General features: G+C 49.4%; 11 protein-coding genes. 8 read left to right on the plus strand and 3 right to left on the minus strand.

Annotation, left to right across the window (positions count from 1 at the left end; translation table 11 throughout):
• Positions 1–59: 59 nt before the first annotated feature.
• The 3 genes from ACW9JV_RS04325 (at position 60) to ACW9JV_RS04335 (ending at position 4,307) form a co-directional block, all read left to right on the plus strand.
• The gene (locus tag ACW9JV_RS04325) at positions 60–2,000 is read left to right on the plus strand and encodes a BglG family transcription antiterminator (protein ID WP_457331716.1); all 1,941 of its coding nucleotides are present in this window, start codon (positions 60–62) and stop codon (positions 1,998–2,000) included.
• A gap of 326 nt (positions 2,001–2,326) precedes the next feature.
• Complete coding sequence (locus ACW9JV_RS04330) at positions 2,327–3,346, plus strand: NADP-dependent oxidoreductase (RefSeq protein ID WP_457331718.1); 1,020 nt, start codon at positions 2,327–2,329, stop codon at positions 3,344–3,346.
• Positions 3,347–3,365: 19 nt separating this feature from the next.
• Entirely contained in the window at positions 3,366–4,307 is a 942-nt protein-coding gene (locus ACW9JV_RS04335; protein WP_457331720.1) for an aldo/keto reductase, read from the plus strand.
• Here ACW9JV_RS04335 and ACW9JV_RS04340 read toward each other — a convergent pair.
• Positions 4,297–4,575 carry a hypothetical protein gene (locus ACW9JV_RS04340; protein WP_457331722.1) on the minus strand — a complete coding sequence of 93 codons (279 nt, stop codon included), beginning with the start codon at positions 4,573–4,575 and terminating at the stop codon, positions 4,297–4,299. The two genes, ACW9JV_RS04335 and ACW9JV_RS04340, sit on opposite strands and share 11 nt — an antisense overlap.
• A gap of 73 nt (positions 4,576–4,648) precedes the next feature.
• On the opposite strand from ACW9JV_RS04340, the gene ACW9JV_RS04345 reads away from it, so the two are divergent.
• Entirely contained in the window at positions 4,649–6,232 is a 1,584-nt protein-coding gene (locus tag ACW9JV_RS04345) for a catalase (RefSeq protein ID WP_457331724.1), read from the plus strand.
• A 341-nt stretch (positions 6,233–6,573) separates the two neighbouring features.
• Here the strand turns inward: ACW9JV_RS04345 and ACW9JV_RS04350 are convergent, their stop codons facing one another.
• Positions 6,574–7,380, minus strand: coding sequence for a ZIP family metal transporter (locus tag ACW9JV_RS04350; protein ID WP_457331726.1), 807 nt, complete (start codon positions 7,378–7,380; stop codon positions 6,574–6,576).
• A gap of 261 nt (positions 7,381–7,641) precedes the next feature.
• Here ACW9JV_RS04350 and ACW9JV_RS04355 point away from each other — a divergent pair, with 261 nt between their 5' ends.
• The 4 genes from ACW9JV_RS04355 to ACW9JV_RS04370 all read left to right on the plus strand — a co-directional run bounded on the left by ACW9JV_RS04355 (position 7,642) and on the right by ACW9JV_RS04370 (position 11,365).
• Positions 7,642–8,595 carry an ABC transporter permease gene (locus tag ACW9JV_RS04355; protein ID WP_457331728.1) on the plus strand — a complete coding sequence of 318 codons (954 nt, stop codon included), beginning with the start codon at positions 7,642–7,644 and terminating at the stop codon, positions 8,593–8,595.
• Positions 8,585–9,535 carry an iron chelate uptake ABC transporter family permease subunit gene (locus ACW9JV_RS04360; protein ID WP_457331730.1) on the plus strand — a complete coding sequence of 317 codons (951 nt, stop codon included), beginning with the start codon at positions 8,585–8,587 and terminating at the stop codon, positions 9,533–9,535. The genes ACW9JV_RS04355 and ACW9JV_RS04360 overlap by 11 nt, the downstream gene beginning before the upstream one ends.
• Positions 9,529–10,284 carry an iron ABC transporter ATP-binding protein gene (locus ACW9JV_RS04365; protein WP_457331732.1) on the plus strand — a complete coding sequence of 252 codons (756 nt, stop codon included), beginning with the start codon at positions 9,529–9,531 and terminating at the stop codon, positions 10,282–10,284. The genes ACW9JV_RS04360 and ACW9JV_RS04365 overlap by 7 nt, the downstream gene beginning before the upstream one ends.
• Before the next feature lie 85 nt (positions 10,285–10,369).
• Positions 10,370–11,365 carry a siderophore ABC transporter substrate-binding protein gene (locus ACW9JV_RS04370; protein WP_457334565.1) on the plus strand — a complete coding sequence of 332 codons (996 nt, stop codon included), beginning with the start codon at positions 10,370–10,372 and terminating at the stop codon, positions 11,363–11,365.
• Positions 11,366–11,785: 420 nt separating this feature from the next.
• Here ACW9JV_RS04370 and ilvD read toward each other — a convergent pair whose 3' ends face one another.
• Entirely contained in the window at positions 11,786–13,480 is a 1,695-nt protein-coding gene (gene ilvD, locus ACW9JV_RS04375; protein WP_457334567.1) for a dihydroxy-acid dehydratase, read from the minus strand.
• Between the last annotated feature and the right edge of the window lie 181 nt (positions 13,481–13,661).

Genomic DNA, 13,661 nt, shown 5'->3' on the forward strand with positions numbered 1-13,661 from the left:
AAGGCGCTGACAGCCGGGGTCAGGGCCTTTTTTCGAAAAAACAGGAAAGGAGGGAAGATATGAATGCACGCTGCTCCGCACTGCTCCGCGAATTTATGGCAGCCGATACACCATTGACAAGTCAGTATCTCGCCCATAGAAACGAAGTCACCACAAGAACGACGAGAAATGATATCAAACAGCTTAATGATCTTCTGGAAGGTCATGGGGCTTTCATACAGTCGCTGCGTGCCAGAGGGTATGAACTGCGGATCAAGGATGAAGAGACATTCCGCCACTATCTGGAAGAAGTGTTTCAGGAAAAGAACGTCCCCGATCACTCCATACCGGATGAGCCGGATGAGCGGGTTCACTATTTAATGAAACGGCTGCTCTTGGCAGGAACGTATCTCAAGCTGGATGATCTGGCGGAGGAACTTGTCATCAGCCGCTCGACCATCCAAAATGATATCCGCCATGTGCGGGAGATTTTACAGTCGTATGATATTACGATGGAAAACCGCCCGAATTACGGTCTGAAAGTCAGCGGCAGTGAGATGAAACTACGGTTCTGCATGTCCGAATACGTATTTGACCGCAGCACAAAAACGGAAGTCGATTTATTCAACAGCCGGCTGCCCTGGCTTGTGAAAGAGAATCTGAATGACATATGGGACATTATTGTAGAAGAAATTAAGGAACATGCCATCACGCTCTCGGATATCGCGCTGAACAATTTGTTTATTCATGCCGCCATCACCTATAAACGCGTACAGTCCGGGCATCACATATCGCTGTACCGGAAAGAATTTGATGATATTATGGATCAGAAAGAATACAAAGTGGCGGAGAAAATAGTAAAGAAGATGGAACAGGTTTTGGGGGTCACGTTTCCTGACGTGGAAATTGCCTATATCGCCATGCATCTGCTTGGGACGAAAATGATTTCCGAAACGAACATGACCGAAGAACGGATCGAATCCCTGATGGATGAGCGGGCGTGGCACCTTACGTCTGCGATTTTGGAGACGATTGAACAGAAACTGGACCTCGGCATCCGGCACGACCGGGAATTGATGATCGGTTTGAGTCTTCATTTGAAACCGGCAGTCAATCGATACCGGTACGGCATGAACATACGCAATCCGCTGCTTGATGATATTAAAGCCAATTATCCGGCTGCATTTGAAGCGGCGGTCATTGCCGGCATGGTGCTGGAACACGAAGAGAATGTGAAGATGGAAGAAAGTGAAACCGGCTATATTGCCCTTCACATCGGAGCCGCTATGGAGCGCAAAAAGATGGAAAAAGGACCGAGGCGGTGCATGATTGTCTGCGCTTCCGGTGCAGGAAGTGCCCAGTTGATTTACTATAAACTGCGGGACCGGTTTGGCTCGAAACTGGAAGTGTCCGGTACGACGGAGTATTATAAACTTTCCCAAATCCCCCTTGAAGAGCTGGATTTTCTTATCAGCACCATACCGATTCCGGATGATATCGGCATTCCGGTCATACAGGTGAACACGATCCTGGGCGGAGACGACTTGAAAAATGTGGAACATGCTGTGTTTCAGGATGAACAAAGAAGCATGTTTGAGTATGTGAAAGAAGACCTGATCTTTCTGCAGCAGCGGTTTTCCACCAAGGATGAAGTGCTGCACTTTCTGCATGAACAATTGATGGAGAAAGGATACACAGACGAAGATTTTCTGGAAAAACTGTACGAACGTGAAGAAGCGGCACCGACCAGTTTCGGCAACCTGACTGCGGTTCCGCATCCCATCACCCCCCGGACCGATACGACGTTTCTCGCGGTGTGCACGCTCGAGAAGCCGGTCATGTGGGAAGATAAACGTGTGCAGCTTGTCTGTCTGTTAAGTGTGGAAAAAAACAGCAGTAACGATCTGCAGGCACTATATAAAAGCCTCGGCTCCATCATTGACGATTTATCCCTCGTGCAGCAGCTGGTTACTTGCAGCACCAGGCAGGAATTCATTCATTTATTTATTTCTCAGCCTTAAGCAGCGTGTAGCGTAGTCCGGTGACATGTCTGTGCGGATTTTTATGGACACGTTTGAATGTAGACTGTCTATTATCCGTCGGTTATAAACACAATGGTGCTTTCAAGGTTCTAAAATGGGCAGAAACGTAAAATACTGGACAAATTCATACACACTCCTTACAAAATGTCCACTACCAGGAAGTAGTGGACATTTTCAGCTGCAGCCTGGCTGCTAAACATCGTTTGTTACCGGTTATCTTTTATGGAATCATAATATTTTACAAATAGAATCTGGTAAGAGAAGATAAGAGTGGAAGTGAATTTACAAAAGGGAGATGTGATACCATGCCCGAAACAAATGAAAAGATTCTGCTGGCGGAACGCCCGGAAGGCATGCCTTCCCACGACACGTTTATCTATGAAGAAGAACCAATCGAAGAACTACAGGACGGCCAGGTTCTTGTGAAAACAATATACTTATCGGTTGATCCGTATATGCGCGGCCGAATGAGCAGTGCCAAATCCTATGTTGCCCCGTTTGAAGTGAATGAAGTTATTAGCGGCAACGTAGTCGGAGAAGTGCTCGAATCCAAGTCGAGCCTGTTCGAACCCGGCGATAAAGTAATGGGAATGCTCGGATGGCGGCGTTATAATACGATTGAAGATGCTGCCGTGCGCAAAATTGATGATACCGTGGCCCCCCTCTCCGCCTATTTAAGCATTCTTGGTCTTACCGGCCTGACCGCTTATTTCGGTATGCTTGATATCGGGAAGCCCGCAACCGGCGAAACGGTGGTCATTTCCGGGGCGGCAGGCGCGGTCGGCATGGCTGCCGGACAGATAGCAAAGCTCCGCGGCGCCCGTGTTGTAGGAATTGCAGGCACGGACAAAAAGACAGATTACCTGAAGAACGAGCTTCGTTTTGACGAAACCGTCAATTACAATAAAGTATCCGACCTGCCCTCCGCTCTTGCTGAAGCCTGCCCTAAAGGAGTGGATGTCTACTTTGACAACGTCGGCGGTCCGGTGTCAGACGCTGTTATGACGCAGCTGAATGATTTCGCGCGGATTCCGGTCTGCGGCGCGATTTCTTCCTATAACAAGACGGAAGAGGATACAGGGCCGAGAGTACAGCCTGTTTTGGTCAAAAGCCGTGCCTTGATTCAGGGCTTTATCGTCGGTGATTACGCTTCCCGTTTTCAGGAAGGAAGCGAAAAGCTGGCGGCATGGCTGTCGGAAGGGAAGCTGAAGTACGAAGAAACGATCGTGGAAGGATTTGAAAACGTGCCGGACGCCTTTTTAGGCCTTTTTACCGGGGAAAACCTCGGCAAACAGCTCGTTAAAGTCAGTGAACCAACGACGTAGACAGAAAAGGAGGATCGATATGAAAAAGGAAGCGGTCCTTGGTCGTTCCGACGTCACGGTTCATCCCATCGGCGTCGGTACCAATGCGGTTGGCGGCCATAATATTTACCCGGATCTGGATGAAGAACAGGGAAAACAGGTGATTAAAAACGCCCTCGACTATGGCATGAACTTTCTGGATACGGCTTATATGTACGGCATGGGACGATCCGAAGAACTGATCGGCGAAGCGTTAAAAGAGCGTGGGACCCGGCATGATGCAGTTGTCGCCACGAAAGCCGCCCATACATTCAAAAATGGGGACATGGTTGTGAGCAACCATCCGGACTTTTTGAAGCAGACGGTGGAAGACAGCCTGAAGAGGCTGCAGACGGATTATGTGGATCTTTTTTATATTCATTTTCCTGATGAAGACACGCCGAAAGCGGAGGCCGTCGGAGCCCTGCAGCGGTTACGGGAAGAAGGGAAAATCCGCTCTATCGGGGTGTCCAATTTCTCCGTCGAGCAGTTGAAAGACGCGGATCAGGATGGATACGTGGATGTGATACAGTCGGAATATAACCTGTTTAAACGCGGAGCCGAGCAGGATATGCTTCCGCTCGTGCAGGAACGCGGCATCACGTTTATTCCGTATTTCCCGCTCGCTTCCGGCCTTCTTGCGGGTAAATATGATGAGAACACAACATTCGCCGCGGACGACATCCGTGCCGGCAGCCCGATGTTCCAGGGAGAAACGTATAAAGAGAACCTGGAAAAAGTCAATCAGGTACGCCGGATCGCAGAGAAAAAAGGAGCCGGCACTGCTCATGTTGTTCTCGCCTGGTATTTAACACGCGGCGCGGTAGATGCTGTAATCCCCGGCGCGAAACGCCCCGAGCAGGTGATAGACAACCTGAAAACCGTCGATGTGTCACTCACCGAAGAAGAAACGGCCGAGATCGACCGTATTTTCAAATCATAAGATCTATATCCCGGATGCTTAAGCGGCATCCGGGATATTTTTGGCCGTCATGACTAGGAATGGGGTTTATAGACAAAATGGCCGGAAGAGTGGCTGTAAAAAATGGTTTCAAACCATTTTGTCTTATATTTTCTATTGAAATGTTCAGTAAAATTTTATACTGGACACCTTTCAAGCCAAAAGTGTCTGTTATCTTGGTTTTACGAACACATTCCACCGTATAATGGCTGTAATAGTGAGCAGGGAGCACCGTTTTTGGTCTCTTCATTTTTCCCTCTTTCCTCTGTCATAATCTTGCGCTTCCTGGCAATAATGAAGAAAAGAGGGAGGCGGTAAATACGATGTATGATAAAAACAAGTATCAAAATGAAACGAAAGAGGCGCTGACCAACCGGCAGGGGCACCCTGTCACGGACAATCAGAATACGCGGACCGTTGGGAACCGGGGTCCGATGACGCTTGAAAACTATGATTTTCTCGAAAAGATCAGCCATTTTGACAGGGAGAAAATCCCGGAGCGGATCGTGCACGCCCGCGGAGCGGGAGCGCACGGATATTTTGAATCCTACGGAACGGTTGGAACGGAACCGGCATCCAACTATACGAGGGCGAAGGTGTTCCAGGAGAAAGGAAAGCAGACCCCTGTGTTTGTGCGTTTTTCAACGGTGAACCATGGAAAGCATTCGCCGGAAACGCTGCGGGACCCACGCGGGTTTGCGGTGAAATTCTACACCGAAGACGGGATATGGGATCTCGTCGGCAACAACCTGAAGATTTTTTTCATCCGGGATCCGATCAAGTTTCCCGACTTTGTTCACGCCTTTCAGCCTGATCCAGTGACAAACATTCAGGACGGGGAGCGGATCTTTGATTTTATCTCACAGTCTCCGGAAGCGATGCACATGATTACGTTTTTATTTTCACCTTGGGGCATTCCGGCAGGGTACCGCCACATGCAGGGATCCGGCGTAAATACGTACAAATGGGTGAACGCGGACGGGGAGTCCGTCCTCGTGAAGTACCACTGGGAGCCGGTACAGGGAATCAAAAATCTGACGCAGGACGAAGCAGACAGCATTCAGGGAAAGAATTTCAATCATGCTACCCAGGACCTGTTTGAAGCGATTGATAACGGAGACTATCCGGAGTGGGAACTGTATGTGCAGATTATGAGTGATGAAGAACACGACGAGCTGGATTTCGATCCGCTCGATCCGACGAAGCTCTGGTACAAAGATAAGTTCCCATGGCTTCCGGTCGGAAAAATGGTATTGAACAAAAATCCGGACAATTATTTTGCAGAAGTGGAGCAGGCCGCTTTCGGCACAGGGGTTCTCGTCGACGGGCTTGATTTTTCTGATGACAAGCTCCTGCAGGGACGCACGTTTTCCTATTCCGATACACAGCGGTACCGGGTAGGCAGTAACTACCTGCAGCTGCCGATCAACAACCCGGACAAGGAAACGATCACGAACCAGCAGAAAGGGCAGATGGATTACCGGACCGATTATGCCGGAGACCGCAACCCCCATATTAACTATGAACCATCGCTGATCGAAGGGCTGAAGGAGCAGAAAAATCCGGGAACGGAGCATGAGCCCTATGCGTCCGGCAACCTGAAGCGGGAGTCGATTGAACGGACAAACAACTTCGGCCAGGCCGGCGAAACGTACCGCCGTCTCAGCGACTGGGAACGAAACGATCTGATCAACAACCTCGTTACTACGTTAAAAACCTGTCACAGCGACATTCAGGAACAGATGATTTCCCTGTTTCATGAATGTGACGAAGAGTACGGCAGACGGGTGGCCGAAGGATTGAAAATGGCGGACAAGGGCGGAAGCAGCGGTCCGATTGCGACCGATGAAAGCGAAGAAGCCGTTTTGGAAGCGGAAAAATCCGGGCATGTCTCGGATCCGTATTAAGAAAATAGAGAATGGGAGGGCTTTGTGCAGCGAGCGGTGTACACTATCTGTCTGAAATAGCGCGATTGTGGGCGCGGATACTGTTTTGGTGGACACTACGGTACTGATTTGGGAAGTTAGTGTCCTCGGACACCTTCATGAAACCACTAACAATCGATTTCAGCACCTTAGTCTACCCCGGATCATGTTTTAAGGATACTGATTCCCGATTTCAAACAGTTAGTGGACGCAGCCGGAACCGGAACCTCACTCGAAGCACCGCAGCGACAAGTATATTTCTGCCAAAAAAAAACACGTCCCCGCCTGCCATATGGATAGGCGGGGGCGTGTTTTATCCTGCATCACCCAAGGGCAACATCAAGGGTCATCATCACGGCGAAGCCGAACATGAGACAGATGGACGAAAACTGTACATAGCCGCGCTCCTGGGATCCGGGAATGATTTCCTTGGCGACGACAAAAATCATCGCACCTGCAGCAAAACTTAGGGCATACGGCAGAATCGGATCTATCAAAATAATGGCGAAAGCACCGATGACCGCGGAAATCGGCTCCACCATACCGGAAAACTGGCCGTACATAAAACTTTTCCACTTGGACATGCCTTCGCGGCGAAGCGGCATCGATACTGCCATGCCTTCCGGGAAGTTCTGTATTCCGATACCGAGGGCAAGGGCAATTGCACTTCCGACGGACGCATTTGCCAATTCCGCTGCCAGCGCACCGAAAGCCACCCCGATCGCCAGCCCTTCCGGTATATTATGCAACGTCATGGAAAAAACAAGCAGGGCGGTACGGTGCTTTGCCCGCACATTTTTAATTTCGGTAAAATACCGGTCCGGATGGATGGCCGGGAGGACCTTATCAACAAGCAGCAGAAGTGCCCCGCCCAGTAAAAACCCGGTTACAGCCGGAATATACCCCGGCAGAATGCTTTGTTCCGCCATATCGATGGCAGGTGCAAGCAGGGACCAGAAACTGGCCGCAATCATCACACCTCCGGCAAAAGCCAGCATGCCGTCCATGAGCCGGTAATTGGTTCCGCGCGAAAAAAAGACGGCTCCGGCGCCGAACGCCGTCATCCCCCATGTAAACAACGTTCCGAGAAATGCCTGCATGACAGGATGCAGGGACATAAAATACTCCATCGTTCTCCACTCCCTATATTTTGAATGCGTCATATTTTTTTGCCTAAGGGAAACTTTTGTTTTATCTTACGCTTCGCACCCGGTGATGTCAATGAAAACAAACCAGCCAAAGAAAGTGATGAGAAGAAGATATTGACAATACATAAAGACATGGTAGAATGAGAACTGTTATCAATTAAATTGATAATGATTATCATTGTTAGAATCTACGCGCAGATAATGTAAAGTTTATTGAAAGAGTAGAGAAAGTATGGGGCTTGTATGAAAAAAAGTTATTTGGCAGCAGCACTGCTTATTCTGTCCTTTGCTTCGGTTTTTATCGGGGTCACACCGATATCGCCGCTGGATCTGTTTGATTTAACGGAAGACCAGGCCCACACCCTGGCAGTCAGCCGTCTGCCCAGGCTGGCAAGCATTCTGATCGCAGGGATGAGCATGAGCATCTGCGGTATGATTATGCAGCAGTTGAGCCGGAACAAATTTGTATCACCGACTACGGCGGGAACGATGGATTCCGCGAGGCTTGGTATTCTTGTTTCCCTGATGATTTTTACCAATGCATCACCGCTTGAAAAAGCCGGAATTTCTTTTGCTTTTGCACTGGCGGGGACGTTTCTGTTTATGAAGATTCTGGAGCGGATCAAATTCAGGGATACGGTTTTTATACCGCTCGTCGGTTTGATGTTTGGCAATATTATCGGTTCCATCACTACTTTTTTTGCCTACAAAAACGATATGATCCAGAATATGTCCTCCTGGCTGCACGGGGATTTTTCGATGATTGTCAGCGGCCAGTATGAATTGATTTATATCAGTCTCCCTGCGCTTCTTCTGGCCTATGCTTATGCAAATAAGTTTACGGTTGCCGGAATGGGGGAGGACTTTTCCACGAATCTCGGCCTCGATTATCAGAAAGTGGTCAACATCGGACTTATTGTCGTAGCAGCTGTAACTTCCGTTGTCGTCCTGACCGCCGGCATGATTCCCTTTCTCGGACTGGTGATTCCCAATATCGTTACGATTTTTCAGGGGGACAATTTACGGAAAAACCTTCCACATACAGCGCTGCTTGGCGCAGTTTTCGTATTGTTCTGCGATATACTCGGACGAATCATTATCTTTCCTTACGAAATATCGATCGGCCTGACGGTCGGGGTGATCGGCAGTGGTATCTTTATTTATTTGTTGTTGAGGAGAAAAGCCTATGAGTCATAAGGCCAAACTGTCCGTGCTGGCCGTGCTTGCTGCAGTTTCCCTGGCTTTGTTCATGTTCCAGGGAGTAGAAGGAAACTGGAGTTATGTGCTGGAAAGCCGCGGCAAAAAAGTGTTCGCCATCAGCCTGACCGGTGTGGCCATCGCATGTTCGACGATTATTTTTCAGACGCTTACGAACAACCGAATTTTGACACCGAGCATTATCGGTATGGATTCTCTCTATATGCTGACACAGACCGGCATTATCTTTTTCTATGGATCCGGTACGCTGACGATCGCGAATAAGCATGTCAACTTTCTTCTATCCATCGTGTTGATGATGCTGTTTGCCGTACTCTTGTACCAGTTTCTATTCCGCGGCGAAGGGCGGAACATTTACTTTCTGCTTCTGATCGGGCTTGTATTCGGCACGTTTTTTGAAAGTATTTCTTCGTTCATGCAGATGCTTATTGACCCGAATGAGTTTCTGATTGTACAGGACCGGATGTTTGCCAGCTTTAACAACGTGCAGACGGAACTCCTGCTGTTATCGTGTGGGGGAATGGTGCTTGTATTTTTTTATTTTCTCCCGGTTGCGAAATATCTCGATGTTCTCGCTCTCGGCAAAGAACATGCCATTAACCTCGGGGTGGAATACAAGCGTGTCGTAAAACGGCTCCTTCTGATTGTCGTCGTTTTGATATCCATTGCTACAGCACTCGTCGGACCGATCACGTTTCTCGGACTGCTTGTTGCCAATGTGGCCTATGAGTTTATGAAAACGTACCGTCATAAGCCGTTGATCACAGCGGCGGTATTGATCAGCATTATCGCGCTTGTTGCGGGACAGATGCTGGTGGAGCGGGTGTTTGCCTTTTCCACGACGTTAAGTGTCATTGTCAATTTTACCGGCGGCGTCTACTTTATATACCTTCTGCTAAAGGAGAATAGAAAATGGTAAATGTAAAACGTTTATTTAAAACATACGGAAACCAGACAGTAGTCAACGATGTATCGGCGGAAATCGAACCTGGGAAAATCACCACCTTTATCGGTCCGAATGGAGCCGGCAAGAGTACCCTGATGTCCATGGTGAGCCGACTGATCGCAAGAGACAGCGGAGAAGTGCTTCTGGATCAGGAAGATGTTTCCGAAACGTCGTCGAGAGAGCTCGCCAAGCGGATTGCGATCCTGAAACAGTCCAATTATATGAATGTCCGCCTGACGGTGAAAGAACTCATCACATTCGGCCGGTTTCCGTATTCGCAGGGAAGGCTGACCGAAGAGGACTGGACCTATGTAAACGAAGCCATTACGTATATGGAACTCGAAGAGATGCAGGATAAATTTCTGGATCAGTTAAGCGGAGGACAGCGCCAGCGCGCGTTTATCGCCATGGTGATCGCCCAGAATACCGACTATATTCTGCTTGACGAGCCGCTCAACAACCTGGACATGAAACACTCCGTCCAGATCATGAAAGTACTGCGCCAACTGGTCGATGACCTCGGTAAAACGGTGGTCCTTGTTATTCATGACATAAATTTTGCGTCCTGTTATTCCGACTATATCGTCGCGATGAAAGATGGAAGGGTGTATAAGGAAGGCACCACCGATGAAATGATCAATCGCGAGGTATTGCGGGATATCTATGAGCTGGATATGACGATTCAGCATGTCAACCAGCAGAAAATCTGTGTTTACTTTTAAACACAAAAGGGGGGGCAGAGAGAACGTTGCCGTAACGCATACCGGACCACATTTTATATTTATAAAGGGAGGAATCATACCAATGATGAACAAATGGAAATTGATGATGGCAGGAGGAATGCTTGTTCTGGGGATGACTGCTTGCGGATCGGAAGACAGCGGGGAAGCTTCCGGCGGTGAAACGGCAGATGCATCCGGTGACAGCGCGGCTGAAGAAACGACGGAAGAAGAAAGTACAGAAACCGAAGAAGTGACTGTTTCCCACGAGCTGGGGGAAACGACGGTTCCGAAAAATCCGGAGGACGTGGTTGTTTTTGACTTCGGCAGCCTGGATACCCTGGATACACTTGGAGTGGATGTAGCTGGTGTTCCGAAGGTGAACGTACCGGAATATTTGAGCCAGTATGACAGTTCTGAATACGAAAATGCCGGCGGAATCAAAGAGCCGGATTTTGAAAAAATTGCGGCCATGGAGCCCGGGCTCATTATCATTTCGGGAAGACAGTCCGGCGCCTATGAGGAACTGAGTGAGATTGCGCCGACCATATACATGCAGGTGGACACCGAAGATTACTGGAACTCCTTTGCCTCCAATGCACAAACGCTGGGTGAGATATTCGGCAAGGAAGACCAGGTGGAGGAAGAACTTGCTTCCATTGAGGAAGAGGTGGAATCCCTGGAAGAGGAAGCGTCCTCCCTCGATGGGGAAGCCCTTGTCGTACTTGCCAACAACGGGGAACTCAGTGCATACGGGGCGGGCTCCCGGTTTGGTGTCATCCACGACGAATTTGGTTTTCCGCAGGCGGATGAAAATATAGAAGCGTCCACCCACGGTCAGAGTGTTTCCTTTGAATACGTGAAGGAAGAAGACCCGGATTACCTGTTTGTCATTGACCGGGGTGCTGTTGTCGGAGGAGACACGACGGCCGAGGAAGTCATCGAAAATGAGCTGACCGAGCGCACATCGGCGTACGAAAACGACAATATCATCTATCTTAACCCAGAGTACTGGTACATTTCCGGAGGAGGCCTTCAGTCTGTGCCGGCCATGGCCGAGCAGGCATCAGAGGCTCTGGAATAAAACCATCTCGGGGCAAGAGAAGGGGAAAGCCCCCCTATAGGAAAAGAGCCCTTATCATTGAGGGCTCTTTTTAGATGTTGGAACGTTAGTGTTGGTCTATCAGGATTCATCTGCAGTTTCCGGCTGCGTAAGTCGGACCGGTTCAGCGGACATAAAATACTGAAGTGAAGCTATTAGTGTCCATAAGAAGTGTTTAAGGAGACACTATAACACCGGACCGCTGGTTTAGTGGTTTCCGGTCCCCTCAAGAAACCATTATCACCTCGTATCAGCGCCTTAGTGTCCGCAAGGCCCTGCCTGACAGATACTAAAACCAGTTTCCGTCTGTTTACGTAACCCTAAATGGATAAAAGAAACGCCTGCGGATTATCAAAAATGACAATCCGCAAGCGTTTTTTCTACTTGAGAGACTATTTTTTTCTAGAATAAATTCTCGTCGGTGACGGCGCCTTTGGCGCTGGAGGAGACGAGCTTAGAGTACTTTGCGAGTGCGCCGGTTTTGTAGCGTGGTTCGAAAGGCTTTTTGCCTTGCGCACGTTTATCCAGCTCTTCGTCGGTAACGTCAAAATTGATTTCCTGTGTTTCACTGTCGATCGTTATCTTGTCTCCCGTCTCAAGCAGGGAGACCGGCCCGCCGGCAGCTGCTTCCGGCGCAAGATGCCCGATGACAAAACCATGGGATCCGCCGGAGAAGCGGCCGTCGGTAATAAGAGCGACTTTTCCGCCCAGACCCCGTCCGACAATCATGGCTGTGATGGAAAGCATTTCCGGCATGCCCGGTCCGCCTTTTGGTCCGACGTTACGGATGACGAGCACGTCCCCTTCCTGGATTTCACCTGCTTCAATGGCTTTTGTCGTTTCAGATTCACTATCGTATACTTTTGCCGGCCCCTCAAAACGGCTGATTTTCTGGCCTGACATTTTTGCCACGGCGCCGTCCGGAGCAAGGTTTCCTTTCAGCACGACAAGAGGACCCTGCTCTTTGATCGGATCGTGCAGCGGTTTGATGACGTCCTGGCCTTCTTTCAGTTCCGGTGCATCTTCGAGGTTTTCCGCGAGCGTTTTACCGGTAACGGTGAGGCAGTCTCCGTGAAGCAGTCCTTCCTGAAGCAGCATTTTCAGCACGGCCGGTACACCGCCTGCTTCATACAGATCCTGCATGACATACTGGCCGCTCGGTTTTAGGTCAGCGATATGCGGCACGTTTTTGCGGATGCGTTCGAAATCGTCATACGTCAGGTCGACATCAGCGGAACGGGCGATCGCGATAAGGTGCAGAAATGCGTTGGTGGAACCGCCGAGCGCCATCACAACGGTGATTGCATTTTCAAACGCTTCTTTGGTCATGATATCGCGTGGATAAATTTCTTCTTTAAGAAGGTTGGTAATCATGGCGCCGGCCTGGCGGCATTCTTCCTTCTTGTAATCATAAATGGCCGGTGTGGAAGAAGACCCGGGGATACTCATGCCGAGAGCTTCCACCGCTGCTGCCATCGTGTTGGCGGTATACATGCCGCCGCAGGCTCCGGCGCCGGGACAGGCGTTGCACTCCACCCGGTGAAGCTGCTTTTCATCAATCGTTCCCTGTTGATACTGGCCGACGGCTTCAAACGAAGAGACAAGGTCGATGTCTTTACCGTCGAGTTTGCCGGGTTGAATCGTGCCCCCGTATACATAAACGGAAGGAAGGTTCATCCGCCCGATGGAAATCAGGCAGCCTGGTGTGGTCTTATCGCAGGCACCGATGGCTACAAATCCGTCAAGACGTTCCGCACCGGTGACCGCTTCGATGGAATCCGCGATAATGTCACGGCTCGGCAGCGAATAATTCATGCCATCATGTCCCATAGAGATACCATCGGAAACAGAAATCGTATTAAATATCAACGGGGCGGCGCCGCTGTCGGATGCTCCTGTTTTTGCTGAACGCGCCAGCTCGTCAATATGTATATTGCATGGCGTTACTTCCGTCCATGTACTGGCTACGCCGACCATCGGTTTTTGAAAATCTTCATCTTCAAAACCTACGGCGCGGAGCATAGCTCGGTTCGGAGCCCGGTTGGGATCGTCACTGATTACTTTACTGCGGATACGGAGGTCTTTATTGTCTTCCATGTTTCTCATTCCTTCCAGGATGGTGTAATAAAATGAATAGATAGACTGGTGCTGTTCGAAGCTCATGAAGATAAACCTATTATTAATGATACTAGGAGTGGGACAGAGTATCAATTATATCTGATTAGAACGGTGAAAAAATTTCATCACAGGGCAGAGCGGCAGGCGTTTATGTATGTTA

Source organism: Salibacterium sp. K-3 (assembly GCF_054052005.1).